This is a genomic window from Kouleothrix sp. 19917, from assembly GCF_057073505.1.
Genome location: NZ_CP097099.1, coordinates 3,837,693 through 3,858,441 on the forward strand (window position 1 = coordinate 3,837,693; position 20,749 = coordinate 3,858,441).

The window sequence follows — 20,749 nt, forward strand, 5'->3', positions numbered from 1 at the left end:
TACAATAGCGCGATTATATAGACCCAGGCCACACCACAAGGGAAGCAGTCCATGCAGATCGTTGATCCTATTCCACAATCGGTGACACGCTACGAAGCAGCGCGCGATCATGTTCGCCCGGTGATTTCAATCGTTGGGCCGGTATATAATGAAGAAGCATTACTCGAAGCATTTTGTCTGCGCACAATCGAAGTTCTTGAGGCCCATGGCGAGCCCTTCGAGCTTGTGCTGGTGAACGACGGCTCGCGCGATCAGTCGCCCGAGATCCTGCGCCGCCTGCATGCCCAGGATTCACGCATCAAAGTGATCAACTTTTCGCGCAACTTTGGCATGCAGGCCGCGCTCACCGCCGGGCTCGATCATGCGCGCGGGCAGGCGATTGTGGTGATGGATACCGACCTGCAAGACCCGCCCGAGGTGGTGTTGAACCTGCTGGAAAAGTGGCGCGAAGGCTATCAGCTGGTGTATGCGCAGCGCGCCGAGCGGGCTGGCGAAACGTGGTTCAAGAAGTTCACGGCTTCGGCGTTCTACCGGCTGATCGATAAAATCACGAGTATCAATATTCCCGTCGACACAGGTGAATTCCGCCTGATGGATCGCAAGGTCGTTGATGCGATTATCACCATGCGCGAGTACAACCGCTTTATGCGTGGCATGTCGGTGTGGGTTGGCTACCGCCAGACGGGCGTAACCTACGAGCGGGCGGCGCGCACGGCCGGCGAAACGAAGTTCCCGCTGCGCAAAATGCTGCGCCTTGCGCTGGATGGCATTACCAGCTTCTCATACCTGCCGCTCCAGCTTGCCACCTATTTCGGCTTCTTTGTGGCGGTGCTGAGCATGCTGTTTTTGCTGGCGGTGGTGCTGCTGCGCGCCTTTTTCCCCGATTTCTTCTACGGGCAGGCAACCACGCTGATCATGGTGCTGTTTCTTGGCAGTGTCCAGCTGATTTTCCTCGGCATTATTGGCGAATACCTCGGCCGGATCTACGACGAAGTGAAGCGCCGCCCGCTCTATATTGTGGCCGAAGAGCTGGGCTTTGAAGAAGATCCGCACGCGCATCGGCGCGGCGTTTAGCCAAGCCGCAAGTCGTGGTGCAGGCCGCGCACCACGCCATCAACTTCGGGCTCGGGCAGCAGAAATGACACATGCGCCGAGCTGGCCCCCTGCGCAAACGCCAGCACATGCGCGCCAACCCGGCCCAGCGTCGCAAGAATTTGCGGCGCCAGCCCGCCATTATTGCTGCTTGCGCTAATCACCGCCACCAGGCTGATCGGCAGCTCCGACGAGATGTCGCGCGCTTCGGCCCCGCTGTGCTCGCTGCGATACGCCGCACGCAAACATTCACGCGCAAATGCCGCATCCACCGTGCGAACCGTCACCGTCAGGCTGCGCTCGCTGAAGCTTTGCGCGAAGTTCAGCACTTCCACGCCACTATCCGAAAGTCGCTCCAGCGCGCGCGCCGCCAGCGCAGGCGACCAGCCGCCGCTTGCGCCCGGCGATGCGGCAACGCCAAGCAGGCTCAGCCCGCCCGCCGAAATAATTGTGTGGGCGGCATGCTCGCTGGGCTGGGCCTCGGCAACAATGCGCGTGCCGGGGTGGCTTGGGCGCAGCACGTTGCGAATAGACAATGGAATATTCTGCTCGATCAAGGGCGTGAGCGCGCGCGGATGCAAAATTTCGGGGCCAAAAGTCGCAATATCCACTGCTTCAGAATAAGAGATTTCGGGCAAGGTGCGCGCCTCGGGCACCAGCTTGGGGTCGGCGGTCAGGATGCCGTTCACATCCGTCCAGATGCACACTTCGTCGGCGCCCAGCGCCGCGCCAATCAGTGTGGCGGAATAGTCGCCGCCGCCGCGCCCGAGCGTGGTGACATTGCCTTCGCGGGTGCCGCCAATATAGCCCGTAATCACTGGCACGATGCGCGCCTGCAGCAACGAGCGCAGCCGCGCGCGAATACGCTCGGATGACTCGGCGGCGAAGGGCCAGGCCGCGCCGTAGTGGTTGTCGGTCACAATCAGCTCGGTGGCGTCGACGGTGCGGGCAGCAACGCCAGCGTGGCGCAGCGCGGTAGCCACCAGGTGTGTGGCGAAACGTTCGCCCAGCGCCGCCACCGTGTCGATGCTGCGCGGCGAGTGTTCGCCCAGCGTGGCAATCGAGCGCGTGAAACGATCGAAGACCTTCAACAGCTCGGCCCACTCGCGGTACAGCGTTTCGCGCTCCCATTCGTCGCTGACGAGCTTTTCGGCCAGGGCGCGGTGGCGGCTCCACAGCTCGCGCCGCGCTTCTTCAACCACGCCCTCCTGCCCGCTCGCCGCGCTGCGCGCCGCGCTGATCAGCCGGTCGGTGATGCCGGCGATGGCAGCACACACCACCACCAGGGGTTCGCCGTCGTCGTGGGCGTCGTGCACAATTTTTGCCATCTCGCGCAGCCGCGCCGCATCGCTCACGGATACCACGCCAAATTTCATGACACGCATGGCTCTACCCCCGCTGGTACACAGCCGATAGTCAGTCCCCTGGCATACAAAAGCCGAGGCTGGCAAGCGAATGCTCCCCATGCCTCGGCGCATTGGTCGCTGCTGTCTGCTTACTCAGCCGGCGGCGCGGGCGGGCGCGGCAGCAAGCCCGCCGCCTCAACCACAAGAGGAATCGCTTTCGTCCACCCAACCGACATGATATGCACGCCGCGCACGCCTTCGATCGCCAGCATATCCTGCGTCAGCTCGGCAGCAATACGCACGCCTTCGCGCTCGGCGTCGGGCGCGGCCGACATGCGTTCCACCACCCAGTCGGGCACGCGCGAGCCGGGCAGGTGGTCGCGCAAAAAGTGCGCCGACTGCGCCGAGCGAATGACCATCACGCCGGCCATGATGTGAACATGCCGGTGCAGGCCCAGCGCGCGGGCGTCGGCCATCCACTGCCGAAAGCGCTCGATGTCGAAAATGATCTGTGTTTGAATAAACTCGGCGCCGCTCTGCACCTTTTTCTCAAGCCGGGCGATCCGCTCGATATTCGGGTTGGCAACGCCACCTACGAAGAAGCGCGGCGCGTCGCTCAGCGGCGTGCCCGACTGAAATGTACCCTCGTCGCGCATCATGCGCAGCGCGCGAATCAGCTGGAACGAGTTGAGATCGAGCACATTCTTGGTGTCGGGGTGGTCGCCAATCTTGGGGTGATCGCCCGTCATGCACAAGAAATTATTCACGCCGCAGACCGAGCCGCTCAGCACATCGGCCTGCAAGGCGATGCGGTTGCGATGCTGGCAGGTCATCTGCACAATCGTCTCGATGCCAAGCTGCTGCACCACAATGCCCGCGCCCAGCGCCGACATACGGCCAATGCCGCGCTGATTATCCGTCAGGTTCAGGGCATCGACATGATCGCGCATGGCCACGGCCAGGCGCTCGAGCGTGGCGCGGCTGGCACCCTTGGGCGGGGCAAGCTCGCCCGTTACCACGAGCTGGCCAGCGTCGAGTCGGCGCTGAAAATTACTATTTGCTGGCATATTTTCCCGTGCAGCACAGCACACAAAACCCCTCATCAGCACTCGGCGATGAGAGGCTGCACTGCATACCAAGGCGTGAAAGCGCCTGCGAACAATTGGGCTGACGGGCGGGAGTATAGCATGCTGCTACACGACTGTCAATCATCGCGCCGATTCTGCCGCTGGTGCGCGGCCCGTTCCATGATACACTGCTTATAGCATCGTGTGCCACTATTTCGACTGTGTGGCTAATCCGCAATTCATACAACCCGCCGAGCACATTCATGCAATTTGAACAATCGATCTGGACCCACCACGACAGTTGGGTGCCGAAGCCCGGCCAGCCGCCGATCGGGGCGCAGCTAGTGCTGGTGTTTGGCGCGCGCGCTGCCCTTCTGCACGGGCCGGCGCTCGAAGCGCTGCGCGCTGCCTACCCGCAGGCCCAATTCTTTGGCTGCTCGACAGCCGGCGAAATTGCCGGCGCGCACGTTTACGACGGCTCGATTGCCGCCACGGCAATTCGCTTCGAGCACACCAATTTCCGTATCGCAACGATCACGCTCGAAGCAGAAGGTGACCAGGTCGCGCGCGGCGCGGCGCTGGCGCAGCAGCTTCCGCCCGAAGGCTTGCGCCACGTGCTGCTGCTTGCTGATGGCCTGGTCGCCAACACCAGCGCCATTCTTGCGGGAATGAACCTGCACCTGCCAGCCGGCGTGGCTGTGACGGGCGGGCTGGCCGCCGATGGCGTGGGCTTCAACGAAACACTGGTGCTGTGCGATGGCTTGCCCCGTTCCGGCTGCATTGCCGCGTTGGGCCTGTATGGCGAACATCTGCAGATCGGCTATGGTTCGCAGGGCGGCTGGGATCCCTTCGGCCCCGAGCGGCTGATTACGCGCTCGGCGGGCAATGTGCTGTATGAGCTGGATGGCAAATCGGCGCTGGCGCTGTACAAACACTACCTGGGCGAATATGCCCACGAGCTGCCGGCGGCCGGGCTGCGCTTCCCGCTGAGTTTGCGCAGCGCGGACGGTCAGCCCGGCCTGGTGCGTACCATCCTTTCAATCGACGAGCAGACGCAGAGCATTACCTTTGCCGGCGACATGCCGCAGGGCAGCTATGCGCGGCTGATGAAAGCCAACTTCGACCGCCTGATCGATGGCGCAACCGGCGCGGCCCGCGCCAGCATGCTTCACGGCTCGCAGCCCGAGCTGGCGCTGCTGATTAGCTGCGTTGGGCGCAAAGAGCTGCTGATGCAGCGGATTGAAGAAGAAGTCGAAGGCGTTGACGAAACCTTTGGCCAGCGGCCCGCGCTTGCCGGCTTTTATTCCTATGGCGAAATCGCGCCCTTCCTGAATGGCACGGGCTGCGAGCTGCACAACCAGACCATGACGATCACCACCTTCGCAGAGATTGCATGACACAGACACTGCACAGCCTGCTGCGCCGCCAGCTGAAGCGCGCCGCAATCAGCGACACCAGCACCGAAGCCCACTGGCGCGAGTTTATTGCCGCCGTGAATGCCGCCTACCACCAGTCTGATGCGGACCGGCGCATGCTTGAGCGCTCGCTTGAGCTGACCTCGCAGGAGCTGATCGAGGCCAACTCGGCAATGCGCGCCTTGTTCGAGCGCCTGATCCACAGCAGTGTGGACGGGATTTTCGCCTTCGACACACAGTGCTGCTTCACAGTCTGGAACCCGGGCATGGAGCGTTTCTCGGGCCAGCCGGCCAACACCGTGATTGGCCACCAGGCCTTCGAGCTGTTTCCGCACCTGGTGCAAAATGGCGAAGAATTTTTCTTCCGCGCGGCACTTGCCGGCCGCACCATGGTCGCGCAGGATCAGCGCCATGTCCGCCCGGGCGACGAGCAGCCCGGCTCGTTCGAAAGCCACTACGCGCCGCTCTTTAACGAGTCGGGCGCGATCATTGGCGGCATGGCAGTGGTGCGCGATATTACCGAGCGCAAACGCGCCGAGCAGGAGCTGCAGCGGGCCAAGGAAGCCGCCGAAAGCGCATCGCACGCGAAGAGCGTGTTTCTCGCCAATGTGAGCCACGAGCTGCGCACCCCACTGACCGCGATTATTGGCTACAGCGAGCTGCTCAAGCAGGAATCGCTGCTGCAAACGCTGCCACCGATTCTGGCCGACCTCGACCATATTGTGGCGGCGGGAAATCACCTGCTGGCCCTGATCAACAGTGTGATCGACCTGGCGCAGATCGACGCGGGCAAGCAGATCGCTATTCCCGAAGAATTTGCACTCGCGCCGCTTGTGGAAGGGCTGGCCGACACCGCGCGGGCACTGGCGGCGCGCAACGCCAACACCGTGCATGTGCGCGCCGATGGCCCGATGGGCGTAATGGTTTCCGACCGCACTAAAGTGCGCCAGATGCTGATGCACCTGCTCAGCAATGCCTGCAAGTTCACGGCAGATGGGCAGATTACGATTGGCGTTGCGCGCAGGGAGCAGGATGGCAGCGAGTGGGTGGTGTTTACGGTTGAAGACAGTGGGGTTGGAATGACCCGCGAGCAGCTCGCCGGACTATTCCAACCCTTTACTCAGAACGATACCTCGCTGACACGGCGCTATGTTGGCAGCGGCCTGGGCCTGGCGCTGAGCCAGCGTTTCTGCCAGCTGCTTGGCGGCACGATTGAGGTGCAAAGCGCGATCGGGCAGGGTTCAACCTTCACCGTCTGCCTGCCGGCAACCCTGCCCCCCAGGCGCTAGCCCAGCGCCGGCTTGGCGATCATCGCCCACACCGCCGAAAGCAGCAGGACGATGTTCAGCGCGCTCAGCCACAGCAGGCGGCTTTGCAACGGCGGAACCTGCGCCTGCTGGCCGCTAGATGCCAGCGCGCCAATACGCGCGCCGATCGGGCGCATCACGCCATTCGTCAGCACCATCGACAGCACAATCACCGCGAAGCCCCAGATGATCCACAGGCTGTTCATCTGAAAGCCGGCGCTCAGGCCGGTGGCAAGCCCGGCCAGAAATGTCAGCCCGGCCGCCGGCAGAAACACCGCCCGCCCCACAAAGCCGCCAAGCTGCGCCAGTGCCGCCTGCGCGCCCCCTTCGCGCACACGCGCCAGCCGCATGTTCAGCAGCGTCATGGTTATAATTCCGCCCACCCATACAATCACCGACACGACATGGATGAACTTGAGCGCACCAAAGAGCATGGTCGTCCTCCTGTGTAGCCTCCGCGCCAGCCGCGTGCCAAATTATTCTTACATACTGTATAATTAAATTATTCGAATGTCAACCTGTACAAACGGGAATCGCGGGGATTTGGTAGAATAGCGGCGGAGGAAACAGCATGAGTCCACGCAGCTACCGCCTTGGCGAACGCGAACACGCCGTTCAGCAAACCCGCGCCCGCATGATCGACGCGGCGCGCAGCCTGCTTACCGCACACGATGGCGGCACACGCTTTACCATCGAGGCGGTGGCGCGCGCCGCCGACGTTTCGCGCATGACGGTCTACTACCAGTTTGAGTCGAAGGTGGGCTTGCTGGAGGCGATCTGCGATACGCTTGCGGCAAATGGCGGCATCGAGCAGTTGGGGAGCGTGTTTCGCCTGCCCGACGCCTATGCCGCGCTGGCCGAGCTAGTTCGCGTGTTTGGCGCGTTCTGGGAATCCGACCGGGTGTTATCGCGGCGGCTGCGCGCGCTGGCAACCCTCGACGAAGAGTTTGCGCAGGTGATCCGCGCCCGCGATGAGCGGCGGCGGCGCGGCTTGCGCATCCTTGCGCAGCGCCTGGCCGCGCAGACTGGCCACCCCACGCCGGCCACGTTCGACGCCACGGTCGATCTTCTGTTCGCGCTGACGAGCTTCGAGATGTTTGATATGCTGGCCGGGGCAAATCACACCTGCGCGGAGATTGCGCCAGCGGTGGAACGGGTGGTGCGCGCAGCGCTGGCCGCGCAAGTTTCTAGCGATCCTGCATGATTTGCAAACAGGAATGGGCCGCTGCGCCGGCAGGTTCCTGGTGCTGCAATCCGTCAATAGCGCCTCGTTGCGCATCGCAATCCCCAAACCCTAACCCCATCCCCTAACCCCTGCGCGTCACGCGCACTACAGCACATGCACCGGGTCGACATCGAGCGCCCAGCCGTGCGGCAGGTGCAGCGCGTCGAGTAGCGGCGCGGGATTTTCGGCGCGCAGCAGAATGTGCCAGCGAAAGCGGTTGCGCTGGCGGTGGAAAAAGGCCGGCGCAGGGCCGATGATGCTCCAGCTGCCAAGATCGAGCGTTTCCGCCAGCTGCCCAATCTCCTCGGCAAATTCGCGGGCGGCGCGCTCGCCCCGTTCGTCGCTGCCGCTGGTGTGAATAAAGCGCACCAGGCGGCTAAATGGCGGGTAGCCGGCCTGCTGGCGAAACGCGATTTCCTGCGCAAAAAACGCGGTGTAATCGTGCTCTTGCGCGGCTTGCAGCGCGTAGTGATCGGGCGCATAGGTTTGCAGCACCACCTGCGCGCCCGCGCTGCGCCGCCCGGCGCGGCCCGCCACCTGCGTCAGCAGCTGAAAGGCGCGCTCGCCCGAGCGGAAATCGGGCAGGTTCAGGCCAGTGTCGGCGGCGACCACCCCCACTACCGACACCAGCGGCAGATCCAGCCCCTTGGCGATCATCTGCGTGCCCACCAGCACGTCGGCGTCGTGGCGCAGGAAGTGATCGAGCATGCGCTCGTGATCGCCTTTGCGCGTCACACTGTCGCGATCCCAGCGCAGCGTGCGCGCGCCGGGGAACAGCAGCTCAACTTCTTCGACCACGCGCTGCGTGCCAATGCCAAACGACTTGATGCGCGGGCTCCAGCACTCCGGACACTGGCCTGGCACCATTTCGCGGTGGTTGCACGAATGGCAGACCAGGATATTAAAGGAGGAATCGTAGCCACCGGGCGGCGGGCCGCCTTCCAGCTCGTCGTAGTGCACAATCAGCGGCGTGGCGCAGTTCGGGCAGCTGATGACATGCCCGCAGTCGCGGCACATCACAAAGGCGGCCGCGCCGCGCCGGTTGAGGAAGAGAATGGCCTGCTCGCTGCGCTCAAGCGCGCCCGACAGTGCTTTCTGCAAGGGCCGGCTGAAAATCGAGCGGTTGCCCTGCTGCAGCTCGCGGCGCATGTCGACAATTTTGACTGGCGGCAGCGGCAGCGCCACCGAGCGCGGCAGGCCCATCGCGTCGCGGCCCATGCCCACACGCTCAGTCAGCGAAACGAGCGTCATGCGGCCGTCGCGCGTGGCCTGGTAGCTTTCGACACTCGGCGTGGCGCTGCCCAAAATCAGCGCGCTGCCCGACAGCTCGGCCAGGGCGCGGGCGGCGTCGCGGGCGTGGTAGCGCGGCGCGGCGTCGTGCTTGTAGGACGATTCGTGCTCTTCGTCCACAATGATCAGGCCCAGGCGCGGCAGCGGCGCAAACACCGCCGAGCGCGAGCCAATCGCCAGCATGGCCTCGCCGCTGCGCAGCCGCCGCCATTCGTCGTAGCGCTCGCCCAGGCTCAGGCCGCTGTGCAGCACGGCCAGTTTGCCCGGGAAGCGCGCCGCAAAGCGCCGCACCAGCTGGGCAGTAAGCGCAATCTCGGGCACCAGCACCAGCGCCTGCCGCCCGCGCCGCATGGCCCGCCCGATGGCGCGCAGGTACAATTCGGTTTTGCCACTGCCAGTGATGCCATGCAGCAGGATGGGTTTTGGGGTTTGGGAAGCATCTCCCGCCCCGTTTCGCTCTGTTTCGATCAGATCCAGCACATCAGCGATCGGCTTCCAGGCCTGCTCCTGCGCGGCAGTGAGCTGTGGCGGAATATCAGGTGGCACGGCGTCGCCGGCCAGCGGGTCGCGCCGCACCTCGCGCGTGCTCAGTTCGACCAGGCCGCGCCGCTCCAGCCCGCGCAGCGTGGCGAGGTCGGTTTTGGTGGCGGCATACAGCGCCTTGGCAGGGAAAGGATTGTCGGTGGGCGCGTCGGCGGCGCGGGCGCTGCGCGCCTGCTGGGCCAGAAACGCCAGCGCCGTGCGTTGTTTGGGAGCGCGGCCCAGTTCTTCCAGCGCCTGCTCAAGCGCGGGCGGCTCGGCCACCAGCCGCACCATGCGCTCGGTGAGTGGGCGGGCGCGGGCGCGGCTGATCGCAGCGCCGCGCATCAGCAGGCCGCGCTCGTGCAAGGCGTAATAAATCTCGCGCAGATCGGAGTCGCCACCGCGCAGCGCGCCACGCAGCTCGCGCTCGGTTTGTTCGCCGCGCTGGCGCAGGAAGTACAGCACGGCGCGCTCGCGCTCGGGCAGTGCGCCAAGCTCGGCGGCCATGCCAGCGGCCGATGCGCGCCAGGTTGGTTCGGACTGCTGGGCGACGCCGGGTGGCAGCATCAGCGCCAGCGCTTCATAGATTGGGGCGTGGTAGTAGACGCTGAGCCAGCGCGCCAGCCGCACCTGCGCGGGCGTCAGCGCGGCCTCGGGGTCGGCCACGTCGAGCAGGTCGCGCAGCACGGGCGCGTCGGGCGCAAGCGGGGCATCGGGGTCGGGGCGCAGCCGGTCGATCAGCGACGGGCGCTCGGCGGCGCTTTGTTCGCTTTCAAGCACCCACGCGCCGGCCGCATCCTGCCGGTACATATCGAGAATAACGCCCTGCACGCGCTGGCGGCGCAGCGGCGCCCACACCAGCTGGCCCGGGCGCGCAAAGGCGTGCAGGCGCTGCGGCACACGGTAGGTAAATACCGGCTCGGCGCCGGGGATGGTGGCGCGCAGGGCCACGTCGGCAAGCAGTTCGGCAGGCATGGCGCAAGTGTAGCACGGCGCGCGCGGGGCGGCAAGCAGCGCCGAATCTCACCGTGCCTGTGTGTCAGGCGCCTTCAGCACTTCCAGCGCGGCCAGCGTCGGCCAGAGCGTGATATCGGCATCGCGCACTGCTACGAGCGTACTCTGGTATTCAAACAAGAGCCAGTGCCGCCCTTCGCCCGTATCAGTCACATCCCAGGCCTGCACGGTTTCGCCGCCAATGGTGATCGGCTGCAGGGCGCTGCTGTTCCAGATTCCCAGGGCTTTCAGGTTTGCCGCCATTTCGCGCGCCGGCCCCTGGTAGAAGCTCAGCAGCTGCGTGCCATCAGTGGAAGAAATGGTGTAGGTTGAAAGAAACGCATAGCCACCGAGCGCGATATTTTCGAAGACATTACCGCTTGACGTGAATGGCAGGTCGTCGGCAGAGGGCGAGGCGTTAGGTATCTCGAACGCATGAAGCGCGGGTTTGCCCGCGCCGGGTGCAAAGCCAAGCACGGGCGATTCGGCAAACTGCAGCACTTCTTCCAGCCCAGCACCACGCATCGCGCGGGCGAAACTGCTGCTTGGCAGCCCATAGCTGCGGCGCACCAGCGCGGCTGGCGGCTGTGCGCTGAATGTTTGGGCTGGCACGCGCTCGGCCGGTACCAGCTCTTCGCTGACGCGCTCCCACGATTCGAGCAGCGCGCCGTTGCTGGGGCCGCCAGCCCATGTTTCGGTGCGCACTGGCCGGCCATCGCTGCCCAGCGTAATCACCGTGGTCAGGGCGTTTTCAAGCAGGTCGGCAAGATAGGGCGCTTGTTCGCCAGCGTGCTCGGGCGTGTTGATCTGCCAATGCCACAGCTCGGCGTAGGCTTCCCCCTTTGCGCACGATTGGCCGCGCCAGCTGCCCTCGGTCAGGATGACGGCGCGCGCGCCGTTGCCAGCATCGCGCAGAATTGCGCCGGGGCATGTGAGCAGTCGCAGCACCAGGCTTTGGTCCTCGTTCAGGCGCAGAGCTGCTGGCCAGCTTGGGTACCTTGTCAGGCTGCCCAGCACCGCGTCATAATCCCAGCTATTGATTGGGTCGCGCCACTGGCGGCCAAGCTCGCGCCCATCGGTGCTGCGCGTGGTGGTCACGGCAACATCGCCTTCGCTGGCGCGGCGTGCCCAGTTTTCCTGCACAAACGTGGCCGGCCAGCCGCCATACGGCGGGCTGTGGTAGGGGTCGGCAAAGGGGTCGGGCTGCTCGCTCTGGCGCTTATAGACCTGCTCGGTGAAGTGGCGCGCGCCGCCCTCAGGCGGCTGCGGCGGGTCGGCCAGCGCGCCGAGCAGCGCCTGCCATGCGGCATCGTGCGCTTGCTGCTCGACGAACAGGGCAGCCTGGGCGCGCAATGCCGCCAGCGAAGGCGGAGCCAGTGAGCGAATCACATCCAGCAGCTCGGCGCGCGTGTAGCCCTGCGCAACGACCGATGTGGTGAGCGGGCGCTCGGGCAGCGAGCCGGGGTGCAGGATCAAGGCGCGGTAGCCCTGCGCTGGCATGGCTTGCAGCCGCACCGTCATGCCATTCACCGCGATCTGGTCGGCGCGGCTCAGCGCGAACTCCTGATCGCCAGCCAGCACGGTGTGAAGAAATAATTGCTGTTCTGGCCCAGCGTAGCCGAAGCTCAAGCTGCCGAGCAGGTAGCCATCCTGCGGGCCAGGGGATGCGCCCGCGTTCACCAATACCGCCGCCGTGGTGCCAGGCGGGGCCTGCGCCGGCATCAGAATATCGGCTGCGCCTTGCTGCACCAGCCAGGCCGGCGAAACAAGGTGCGTCCAGTCGAGCAGCGGCAGCAGCGGCGTGCGTAGCTGCGGCATCGTCGTAAATGTGCCGACGCCATTCCAGGCGGTGGCCTGATCAAAAGTGCGGTTGGCGGCGGGCGTGTCGGTGATGGTTTCTTCGGAAACGATCCGCCAGGTGCTGCGGGCCGATTGCTCGGCACCCGATTCGCCAAACAGCTCGCGCACTTCGCGCAGTTGCCCGCTGGCCTCGTCAATCGTCAGCAGCACCGTGACTTTGCTGGTCGTCGCTTCGGGCGCGTCGGGCGGCAGCGCCAGCGGGCTGGTGCCGGCGAAGCTCACCAGCTGCAACAGGCGACCATCGGCGTCGCGCTGGCGGCCCCAGGTGCGCAGCTCGGCGCTGGCGGCCTGGCGCAGGTAGTTGCGTGGCAAGGCCCACGGCCCGCTGCCCAGGCGCGCTTCGAGCATGGCGGCGCGCTCGCTTTCGGTGGTGGGGAAACGCACGCGCAGGTTCGGGCCGTGCGCGCCAAACGGGTAGAGCGAGTTTACATAGCTTTCGCTCACCGCATACCAGAGCGATTGCGTACCGTCGCTCAGCTCGAACTCGTAGGGGCCGCCGCCGCTGTGGTGCACCAGTTGCAGGCGATGCCGCCCGCCCGCCGGGTCGCGCCATTCGTCGGCGTTGAGCAGCACCGCCGCGCCATCGGCAAAGAACCACTGGATGGCGTACTGCGCGTGCCACACGCCGGTTTGGCCGGCGGGCGGCGCGTAGAGCTGCGCGGTGGCGCGCTGCACGAGTGTGCGCGGCTCGGCGGCGGTGGCCAGGTCGGCGGTGCTGCCGGTGGGCGTGGGCGCGCTGCGCGGCCAGACCAGAAAGGCGATGATTAGCAGCACTGGCAGGGTGACCAGGGCAATGCGCGTGCGCGGCTGCGCGAGCCAGCTTTCCGCTTCGCTGCCGGGGGCGCGTGCGGCGGCTTGCATGTCGCCAAGCAGTTGGGCTGGCAGGCGGAGTTCGCGCAAGGCACCACGCAAAATTTCCTCAACACTTGCGCTGAGCTGCGACCAGGCCAGGTCGGCAGCGCGGCACAGGCTGCACAGCGCCAGGTGGCCGCGAATTGATGGATCGGCCATGCGCGCAGGATCGGCCAGGGCCAGTGCGGCGCGGGTCGGGCGGCACTCGGCGGGCGGGTCGGTTTCGGTGAGCAGGGCAGCGCGCTCGATCGGCGCGTGTGGCGCAAGTGGCAGCAGGGCGTCGCGGATCTGCTCGCGGGCGCTGGCTTCGTCGCCGCCGACAATTGCCGCAATCTGGCGCGGCTCGAAGGCGCGGCCAATCGCCAGGCCCAGCACCAGCCGAAGCTGGCGCGGCAGGCGCGCAAGCGCGGCCAGCAGCGGGGCAGCCTCGGGGTGGGCGGGCGGCGGCGCGGCCCAGCCGGGCAGGCGGCGCGGCGGGCGGGCGGCTTCTTTCGGCAGCGCGGCCAGCAGGGCGCGGATGAGCGCCGGCTCGTTGGGCGGCGTGCCGTCGAGGGCCATGCGCCGCACGGCCTGGATCAGCGCACGCGCAGCCTGGCGCTCGTCGCCAAGCAGCAGAATCGCCAGCCGGTATATATCATCGCCGTAGCGTTGCACGGCGCGCTCAAGATCGGTAGCGGGAGTCGCAGAAACCACGGGCAACCTCGTCGTTGTTCAGTTGAGCGATGTGTCTACTGCTAAGACGCATGAGCGCGGGGTTTGTTTTGGGGGAAATGCTCACAAGCGCATTGTAGCGCGAGCGTGGCGCAAGCTTCGTTATGGTTGCGCGCAATAAGGCCGGGCCCCAGAGCGCACGGAGAGCACAGAGCGAGAAAACGAAACTCGGTATGCTCGTTACGCAACGACGAACTCGAAGCGCCTTCAGTATCAGGCGAGCGATGCGGAAATCAGGGAAACGTTTCTGCTTTGTAATCGCTAAACCCTATTCCCCATTCCCTGAACCCTGCGCTGAAGCGCCTCAGGTGCCGCGCTCGATTGCGTGGCCGCGCTCGTCGGGCGGGGCGGCAAGCGCGTTGTAGTGCAGGGGCGGCAGGCCACGGAAGCGCCGCAGCGCCTGGACGTAAATCGTTTCGATCTCGGGGCCGGCGCGATCCGACGAAAGCGCGTTCATGGCGCGCTGGCGGCCAAGCTGGCCCAGGCGCTGCGCCCAGGCCGGCTGGTCGAGCGCGATGCGCAGCTTGGCCGCCAGGTCGCTGGTGCTGCCAAAGCGCGCATAGATGCCCAGATCGCCCAGGTACTCGCGCGCCACCTGCGTATCGAAGGTGACGACCGGCAGGCCCATGGCCATGTACTGCGGGATTTTACCGCTGCCCTCGGTTTCGCTCATTTTCGGCGCCACGGCCACATCGCCCAGCGCCAGGTATTTGTGCGAGTCGCGGTAGAGAATGCGCCCCGGCAGCGACACATGGTTGGCGATGCCAAGCTGCTCGGCCAGGCGGCCATAGCGGTCGACGCCGGGGTAGCCCATGATCAGAAAATGCACATCGGGCATGCTTGGCAGCATCTGCTGCGCCGCTTCCATCAGCGCGTCGATGCCCTGGTAGGTCGCCAGCACGCCCAGGTACACCACCACGCGGTGGCCAGGCGGGATGCCCATCTCGGCGCGCAGGGCGGCGCGCTCGGCCTGCCACGCGGGCGTTTCGGCCAGCGGGCGGAAGCGGTCGGTGTTGATGCCGTCGGCCACGGTGTACAGCCGGTCGCTGGGGAAGCGAAACTCGCGGCGCAGCAGCTCGGCGGCATTTTCGCTTGAAGTAATCAGCGCGTCGGCCTGCGTGTTGATCGCCTGCTCCAGCCTGCGCAGCACGGTGTAGGCGCGGCTGTCTTTCCCACTCAGAAAATGGTGATCAATCATTTCCGAGGTCATGCTGCCCTGGAAATCGAAGACCAGCGGCACGCGCAGAATGCGCTTCAGCACCGCGCCGATCAGCGCGCCTTCGTGCAGGTGCGCGTGAATAATCGTTGGGCGCAGGCGCAGGCCGGTTTCGAGCGCGCGGTAGGAAAGCGCGGCGTCGAGGTAGATTTTGTGGCGCGACGAGCCAACCATGGCGCGCTTGAGCCAGGGCACATCCCACGAGCGGCGAATCTCAACGCCGGGCATGTCGTCGCCATTATGGTAGGTGGTGATGACAACCCGGTGCCCGAGCTTTTGCAGCGCCTTGGCTTCCTGCCAGATGCGAATATGGCAGCCATAGTCGGCAAAAAAACTCGTTGGCGCGATCATGAGAATGGTATGCCGCAAGCCCACAGCCCTCCAGTTGGCCGTGCCAGCCCACGCAAGCGCTGGCATCGGGTGCCTGGCATTCTACCGCAGCGGCGTGGGCTGCGCAAACGGGTCGGGCTGGCTGATCAGCGGCAGGTAGCGGCACGACGGCAGGCGTTCGGCGCGGATCGCGTGCTCGGGCAGCGCAACGCCCGGCTCTAGCCCGCCCGCCACCGTGGCGATCACCTGATCGAACTGCGCCGTTGACGGCGGGCGCGGCAGCGCGAAGATCGGGAAGGCGCGGCCGCCAGCAAAACCAACGTCCATGTAGTCGCCCACCATGCGGCCCTGGTTGGTGTCCGGCATCCATTCAGGTTTGAAAGGACCGGCCAGCGCAACGGCGGGCGCCCATGTCGCGCCGCCATCGGCTGAGGACGTGAAGCCCGCAAACAGCTTGCCGCTGTCGCGCGCGCATGGAACATTGAAGTAGTAGTAGAACGTAATGCCCATGCGCGCAGTTGCGCCAGCTGTGCCCGGCTCGATCGCCAGCCCCGGCAGCACCGCGCTAATCGTCAGATCGGGTGGGCTCACCGCGATGCGCGATGGTGCAGACCAGGACACGCCATCGTCGGTCCAGCTCATCCGAAGATCATTGGCATCGCAGCTTTCCTGACCATCACAGGCAGGCCACGCCACAAACACCCGCCCACTGGCGTCGATTGCCGCCGTCGGCAGGAGCAGGCTGCGCAAACCAATCTCAAACGCTCCACGATACCATGGAGACGCGATCTGCACCGGGGCTTCCCAGCTCTGGCCGCCATCGATCGAGCGGAACGACGCGAGGCCACCGCCGCGGTACGGCACAATCACGGTGCCGTTGGGCTGCACCACCGGCTGGCCGCCCAGGCCATACCCATCAATTGGACCGCGCTGATGGTCCCAGCTCAGCCCGCCGTCGCGCGAAACGCTGAGCACCATTTTGCCAGAAACCGTCCAATGCGCATAGCAGTTGCCGTAGAACGGGCTCGTGCCGGTGTTGTCGCAGGCCAGCCAGGTTTTATCCAGCCCGACCGTTTCGGTAATAAATACTGGCGCGCTCCACGCCGTGCCGCCATTGGTCGAGCGATTGACCGTGATGGCGTTCCCCAAGCCACCCTGCAACAATGGCAGCGCAATAATCAGCCAGGCAGCGTGTTTGGCGTCGTAGGCCACCGATGGGTCGCTCACGCGGTCGTAGGTTGTGCCGCCGCCATGCACCGTCAAGCCCGACAGAAAGCCATGCGTCCAATTCGCGCCGCTATCCTGCGAAGTCGCCCAGCCAATCGTGCTGCTGCCACCGTCGTAGAAGCGCCCGACCTGAAATGCCGTGACAATCGTCGAACCGAATGAGAAGGAATCCGGCTCAACCTCGGTCTGGTGCTGGCTCAGTATATTTGTGAAGGGATCACTGCTGAGCGGCAGGAGCGGCAGGGGCGCGGCGGGCTGCGCCACACCCGGCGCAAACGCCAGCGTGCCCAGCAGCAGCGCCAGCGCCCACCAGCGCACGAAGGAGCTTCGTTGCAGCATGTTTAACACTCGCTTGTGGCATGTCAGGCCGTGGGACTGAAGCCCTCGGCTCCCAGAGCAAAGGCCGCCTGCGCGGCCTGTTCGAGCCTGCGAAGGCAGGCTTCGCCACAGGTAGCCCGCCCGTTTACGGGCCGGGCGCAACCCGATGGGGCCGGGCTATGTTGGAAATCGCCATGGCGGTTCGGGCGCACTCGGCCTGTTCGAGCCTGCGAAGGCAGGCTTCGCCACAGGTAGCCCGCCCGTTTACGGGCCGGGCGCAGCCCGATGGGGCCGGGCTATGTTGGAAATCGCCATGGCGGTTCGGGCGCCTGCGCAGCCTATTGCCCGCCCCTACACGCTGCTCGCGCCACGGTACGACGCGTCGAGCAGCTCGATGATATGATGCGCGCGCATCGCGCTGCCGCGCCGCCGCAGCCCGCCAGCAAGCTGCATATGGCAGCCGGGGTTGGCCGTCACCACCACCTCGGCCTTGGTGGCCTCGGCGTTGTTCAGCTTGCGCTCACCAAGCTGCGCCGCCATCTCGGGCTGGGTGACGTTGTACACGCCCGCGCTGCCGCAGCACAGCGACGACTCGTGCATTTCCTTGAGCATCAGGCCGGGGATGGCGCGCAGCAGCGCGCGCGGCTGGGCACTGATGCGCTGGGCGTGCGCCAGGTGGCACGGCTCCTGGTAGGTCACAGTGATCGGCAGGGGCTTGAGGTCGCGCCGGTTCAGCGTAATGCCAGCCAAAAACTCGCTTACGTCTTTGACCCTGGCCGAAAATGCCGCCGCGCGCGCCGCCCAGGCAGGGTCGTCGTGCAGCAGGTGGCCGTACTCCTTCATATTCGAGCCGCAGCCGGCCGCGTTCACAATAATTGCATCCAGGCCCATGCCCTCAAATGCCGCAATATTGCGCCGCGCCAGCTCGCGCCCGCCGTCCATATCGCCGCCATGGACATGCAGCGCGCCACAGCAGCCCTGATCGGGCGGCAGAATGACCTCGCAGCCATTTTTGCGCAGCACGCGCACCGTGGCCTCGTGCACACCCGCAAACGCCGTCGACATCACGCAGCCGGCCAGCAGCGCCACGTGGTAGCGCGTTTCGCCTTCGGCCGGGTAGATCTGCCCCTGCGGCACCGTGAAGGCGTCGCTCATGGGCGGCAGCAGCGCCTCGGTTTCTTCCATGCCCAGCAGCTTGAGTATGCCCGTGCCGCGCGCAAGCGCCTGCGCGCCGCTGCGCTGGTAGATCCACATCAGCCGCGAAAAGGCGCGGAACAGTTCCAGCCGCTTGAACAGCGCGCCAAACACGCCGCCGCGCAGCAACTGCACCACCCACGGGTGCGGTGGCAGCCGTCCCTCGTCGCGCGCCTGCTCGATCTGCGCGCGCGAGGCTTCCAGAATCTGGCCGTACTGCACGCCGCTCGGGCACACCGCCTCGCAGGCACGGCAGTTCAGACACGCGCTCATCTGCTCCTGAAACACCGCGCTTTCCATGCCGATCCGCCCGTCCGCCACGCCCTTCATTAAATAGATGCGGCCACGCGGCGAAAACATCTCCAGCCCGGTTTCGCGGTAGGTCGGGCACGACGAAAGGCACAGCCCGCAGTGCACGCAGGTGTTGATCACCGCGTCGCTGGGCGTATCGGCCCCGGCAAACGGCACCTGCGCCACCTGAATGTCGGTTTCAGCGATCATTGGATTCCTCATTTGATCCAGCGCTGCGCTCCGGTGCGCTGCGAAATTGTGGGCAGAAACAGCAGCCGCGGCCCCAGCTCGCGCCCGCTTTTGCGCCGCCACGTCACCCAAACCGACATGCCAGCGTACAGGCCGATCTGGCGCGGGCAGAACTGGTATGGGTGGCACACGCTTTGCGGGCCATTCCGCACTGTGAGTTCCACGCCGGGCCATACAGCTAGTTCGGATGTGAACTGAGGCACGATGCCGCGCCGCACGCCCAGCACCAGGCCAGTCCCTGCCAGCACTACCACCAGCAAGGCCAGGCCAAACAACATGGCAAGCGTGCGCAGTGCGCGGCGAGATGGCATAGCAAACTCCTTGGATGGCGGTACTATACCATAAACTCTGCCGCAGCGCAGTTGTATATAAGGAAGAAAAAAGCAGCAGCACTGCCAGTCGCAGCGGCTCATGCCCCGCCAATCCAGACGTACTGTGTGCCGCCCACATACCAACGCAAACAGGGCAGCTTGCGCTGCCCTGCCTGCTCAGAAAACGGGAGTGGTTGTGCGTGGGTTAGATCGCCGCGGGGTCGAATTTATACCCAACGTGGCGGATTGTCAGCAAATGGCGTGGGTTTTGTGGGTCGCGCTCAAGCTTCGCGCGCAGACGCCACACCGAAGTCGCAACAATACTGCGCGCCTGCTGCGGCGCAAATCCCCAGACGTTGCGGATGATCTGATTGTTGCTGCACACCCGGCCGCTGCGCTTCATCAGGAAAGCCAGCAGGTGTACCTCGCGTGGCGTCAGGTCTATGCCCTTGCCTTCTTCGGTAATACACACCTGCTTCAGCGGGTCGAGCACCCAGCCGCCCTGGTTGAGCGGCGTGGTTGGTGGCCGGCGGGCACGCTCGGCGCGGCGCAGCACGGCCCCGACGCGGGCCAGCAGCTCGGCCGGCGCGCATGGCTTCGAAAGGTAGTCGTCGGCACCCAGGCGCAAACCTTGCACGCGGTCTTCAGCGCGGGCGCGCGAGCTAAGAAACACAATCGGCACATCCGACGTGCGGCGAATGCGGCGGCAAACCTCGAAGCCTTCCTGATCGGGCAGCAATGCTTCCAGCACCACCAGGTCGGGGGTCTGGCCAGTCACCACGCGCAAGGCGCTGCGGCCATCGTTGGCGCGGCTCACCTGATAGCGGGCTTGCTCAAGCAAGGCGACAGTATGTTGTAGGCTTGTTCCATCTCCATCGGCGACGAGTACGTGCGGCATAGCTGTGTGCTCCTTCTGAACGTCGCTCACTACCACTCCCGATTTCCTTCTTCGCGAAGTTCTTAACCATATTTTTACCATAGTGTTATCATTGGCGTCTACCGCGTCCTGCTCACATTCTGCTCATCTCTGTGCGCAAAACGCCATGCGGGCATTGTTGCGCCAAGCGATGCGCTAGACTTTGCAGGCCGATCACAGAAATGTCTCATCTTGTTGTGTTCTTTTGTCTCAAATAGATGTGCGATTTGTCAATTCGGGCGTTTGCTGCTACAATGCCGCCAGTTTGTTAACGTCGGGCCACTGCGCCCACACCCAGTATAGGAAGGTTCCGATGGCCAGCAAAAAAGGCAACCGCATCATCGTTAAGCTGCGCAGCACCGAGAGCGGTCATATGTATACCACCGAGAAGAATCGTAAGAACGACCCGAGCCGCCTCGAGCTGAAGCGCTACGACCCGCTGGTGCGTCGCCACGTGGTCTACCGCGAATCGAAGTAAGCGCCGCAGGTTTGCTGCTCACAACGCCAGCGCGCCATTATGCGGCGCGCTGGCGTTGCGTTATTTGTGCCTGATATGCAACGCACGCTTCGCATCACCATTGCCCTGCTGCTCAGCCTGATCGTGCTCTTTGCGCTGGTGCTGCTGCTTAGCCCGGCGGCGCGGCGGCTCGCACCCAGCTGGCTGTACTACGATCTGGTTGTGCGTCAGGTCGCGCCGCTGCCACCTGCCGCCGAGCACTATGTGCTCGCCGCCGGCAACGATTTCTGCAGCATCGGGCGCGACTCGGCCTGCGGCGGCTACCGTTTGGTGAATGCGCGCAGTTTGCAGATTGGCGCGAACGACCAGGCTGCTGGCGTACAGGCCGCGTGGTGTGTCGATTATGTCGTGCTGCGGCGCAACACCAGCACGCTCAGCGGCGGCCTGATCGAGTGGGCCAACATCCCGAATGCCATGGTTGTGCTGCAAACAGCAGGTGGCTTCGACTCATTCAGAATCGAGGGATGCAGCGGCACAATGCTCGAACGCTAATGCGATGC

General features: G+C 65.1%; 16 protein-coding genes. 6 read left to right on the forward strand and 10 right to left on the reverse strand.

The window, feature by feature from the left end:
* Nucleotides 1–51 precede the first annotated feature (51 nt).
* Entirely contained in the window at nt 52–1,074 is a 1,023-nt protein-coding gene (locus M1P90_RS15655) for a glycosyltransferase family 2 protein (RefSeq protein WP_483703802.1), read from the forward strand.
* On the opposite strand, the gene M1P90_RS15660 is transcribed toward M1P90_RS15655, so the two are convergent.
* Entirely contained in the window at nt 1,071–2,477 is a 1,407-nt protein-coding gene (locus M1P90_RS15660; RefSeq protein WP_483703804.1) for an aspartate kinase, read from the reverse strand. The genes M1P90_RS15655 and M1P90_RS15660 overlap by 4 nt on opposite strands.
* A 110-nt stretch (nt 2,478–2,587) precedes the next feature.
* Entirely contained in the window at nt 2,588–3,505 is a 918-nt protein-coding gene (locus M1P90_RS15665) for a methylenetetrahydrofolate reductase (RefSeq protein ID WP_483703806.1), read from the reverse strand.
* A 263-nt stretch (nt 3,506–3,768) separates the two neighbouring features.
* Here M1P90_RS15665 and M1P90_RS15670 point away from each other — a divergent pair, with 263 nt between their 5' ends.
* Nucleotides 3,769–4,902 carry an FIST signal transduction protein gene (locus M1P90_RS15670; protein WP_483703808.1) on the forward strand — a complete coding sequence of 378 codons (1,134 nt, stop codon included), beginning with the start codon at nt 3,769–3,771 and terminating at the stop codon, nt 4,900–4,902.
* Nucleotides 4,899–6,209 (forward strand): PAS domain-containing sensor histidine kinase, encoded by a 1,311-nt coding sequence (locus M1P90_RS15675; RefSeq protein WP_483703810.1) that lies wholly within the window; start codon nt 4,899–4,901, stop codon nt 6,207–6,209. Before M1P90_RS15670 ends, M1P90_RS15675 begins: the two co-directional genes overlap by 4 nt.
* Here M1P90_RS15675 and M1P90_RS15680 read toward each other — a convergent pair.
* Nucleotides 6,206–6,661: a DUF2269 family protein gene (locus tag M1P90_RS15680; RefSeq protein WP_483703812.1), complete on the reverse strand. Its 456-nt coding sequence runs from the start codon at nt 6,659–6,661 to the stop codon at nt 6,206–6,208. The genes M1P90_RS15675 and M1P90_RS15680 overlap by 4 nt on opposite strands.
* A gap of 137 nt (nt 6,662–6,798) precedes the next feature.
* On the opposite strand from M1P90_RS15680, the gene M1P90_RS15685 reads away from it, so the two are divergent.
* A complete protein-coding gene (locus tag M1P90_RS15685) occupies nt 6,799–7,431 on the forward strand; it encodes a TetR/AcrR family transcriptional regulator (protein WP_483703814.1) in 633 nt (210 codons plus the stop codon).
* A 126-nt stretch (nt 7,432–7,557) separates the two neighbouring features.
* On the opposite strand, the gene priA is transcribed toward M1P90_RS15685, so the two are convergent.
* From priA to M1P90_RS15720, 7 genes are all read right to left on the reverse strand, one after another.
* Nucleotides 7,558–10,239, reverse strand: a complete 2,682-nt coding sequence (gene priA, locus M1P90_RS15690; protein WP_483703816.1) for a replication restart helicase PriA — start codon at nt 10,237–10,239, stop codon at nt 7,558–7,560.
* A gap of 48 nt (nt 10,240–10,287) precedes the next feature.
* Nucleotides 10,288–13,662, reverse strand: coding sequence for a hypothetical protein (locus M1P90_RS15695; RefSeq protein WP_483703818.1), 3,375 nt, complete (start codon nt 13,660–13,662; stop codon nt 10,288–10,290).
* A 322-nt stretch (nt 13,663–13,984) separates the two neighbouring features.
* On the reverse strand, nt 13,985–15,313 hold the full coding sequence (locus M1P90_RS15700; protein WP_483703820.1) for a glycosyltransferase family 4 protein: 1,329 nt from the start codon (nt 15,311–15,313) through the stop codon (nt 13,985–13,987).
* Between the two features lie 15 nt (nt 15,314–15,328).
* Nucleotides 15,329–16,792 (reverse strand): sialidase family protein, encoded by a 1,464-nt coding sequence (locus M1P90_RS15705; RefSeq protein WP_483703822.1) that lies wholly within the window; start codon nt 16,790–16,792, stop codon nt 15,329–15,331.
* A gap of 330 nt (nt 16,793–17,122) precedes the next feature.
* Nucleotides 17,123–18,466 (reverse strand): (Fe-S)-binding protein, encoded by a 1,344-nt coding sequence (locus M1P90_RS15710; protein WP_483703824.1) that lies wholly within the window; start codon nt 18,464–18,466, stop codon nt 17,123–17,125.
* An 8-nt stretch (nt 18,467–18,474) separates the two neighbouring features.
* Nucleotides 18,475–18,816: a hypothetical protein gene (locus M1P90_RS15715; RefSeq protein ID WP_483703826.1), complete on the reverse strand. Its 342-nt coding sequence runs from the start codon at nt 18,814–18,816 to the stop codon at nt 18,475–18,477.
* A 205-nt stretch (nt 18,817–19,021) separates the two neighbouring features.
* Complete coding sequence (locus M1P90_RS15720; protein ID WP_483703828.1) at nt 19,022–19,714, reverse strand: response regulator transcription factor; 693 nt, start codon at nt 19,712–19,714, stop codon at nt 19,022–19,024.
* Nucleotides 19,715–20,045: 331 nt separating this feature from the next.
* Here M1P90_RS15720 and rpmG point away from each other — a divergent pair, with 331 nt between their 5' ends.
* Together rpmG and M1P90_RS15730 are read left to right on the forward strand one after the other, a co-directional pair.
* The gene (gene rpmG / locus M1P90_RS15725) at nt 20,046–20,210 is read left to right on the forward strand and encodes a 50S ribosomal protein L33 (protein WP_483703830.1); all 165 of its coding nucleotides are present in this window, start codon (nt 20,046–20,048) and stop codon (nt 20,208–20,210) included.
* A 75-nt stretch (nt 20,211–20,285) separates the two neighbouring features.
* On the forward strand, nt 20,286–20,741 hold the full coding sequence (locus M1P90_RS15730) for a hypothetical protein (RefSeq protein ID WP_483703832.1): 456 nt from the start codon (nt 20,286–20,288) through the stop codon (nt 20,739–20,741).
* The last annotated feature ends 8 nt before the right edge of the window (nt 20,742–20,749 follow it).

Excerpts from the sequence above, each read along its gene's own strand:
- M1P90_RS15705 (WP_483703822.1), bottom strand. The coding sequence starts at position 16,792 with ATGCTGCAACGAAGCTCCTTCGTGCGCTGGTGGGCGCTGGCGCTGCTG.
- M1P90_RS15665 (WP_483703806.1), bottom strand. The coding sequence starts at position 3,505 with ATGCCAGCAAATAGTAATTTTCAGCGCCGACTCGACGCTGGCCAGCTC.
- M1P90_RS15675 (WP_483703810.1), top strand. The coding sequence starts at position 4,899 with ATGACACAGACACTGCACAGCCTGCTGCGCCGCCAGCTGAAGCGCGCC.
- M1P90_RS15685 (WP_483703814.1), top strand. The coding sequence starts at position 6,799 with ATGAGTCCACGCAGCTACCGCCTTGGCGAACGCGAACACGCCGTTCAG.
- M1P90_RS15680 (WP_483703812.1), bottom strand. The coding sequence starts at position 6,661 with ATGCTCTTTGGTGCGCTCAAGTTCATCCATGTCGTGTCGGTGATTGTA.
- priA (WP_483703816.1), bottom strand. The coding sequence starts at position 10,239 with ATGCCTGCCGAACTGCTTGCCGACGTGGCCCTGCGCGCCACCATCCCC.
- M1P90_RS15715 (WP_483703826.1), bottom strand. The coding sequence starts at position 18,816 with ATGCCATCTCGCCGCGCACTGCGCACGCTTGCCATGTTGTTTGGCCTG.
- M1P90_RS15710 (WP_483703824.1), bottom strand. The coding sequence starts at position 18,466 with ATGATCGCTGAAACCGACATTCAGGTGGCGCAGGTGCCGTTTGCCGGG.
- rpmG (WP_483703830.1), top strand. The coding sequence starts at position 20,046 with ATGGCCAGCAAAAAAGGCAACCGCATCATCGTTAAGCTGCGCAGCACC.
- M1P90_RS15730 (WP_483703832.1), top strand. The coding sequence starts at position 20,286 with ATGCAACGCACGCTTCGCATCACCATTGCCCTGCTGCTCAGCCTGATC.
- M1P90_RS15660 (WP_483703804.1), bottom strand. The coding sequence starts at position 2,477 with ATGCGTGTCATGAAATTTGGCGTGGTATCCGTGAGCGATGCGGCGCGG.
- M1P90_RS15655 (WP_483703802.1), top strand. The coding sequence starts at position 52 with ATGCAGATCGTTGATCCTATTCCACAATCGGTGACACGCTACGAAGCA.
- M1P90_RS15670 (WP_483703808.1), top strand. The coding sequence starts at position 3,769 with ATGCAATTTGAACAATCGATCTGGACCCACCACGACAGTTGGGTGCCG.
- M1P90_RS15720 (WP_483703828.1), bottom strand. The coding sequence starts at position 19,714 with ATGCCGCACGTACTCGTCGCCGATGGAGATGGAACAAGCCTACAACAT.
- M1P90_RS15700 (WP_483703820.1), bottom strand. The coding sequence starts at position 15,313 with ATGCCAGCGCTTGCGTGGGCTGGCACGGCCAACTGGAGGGCTGTGGGC.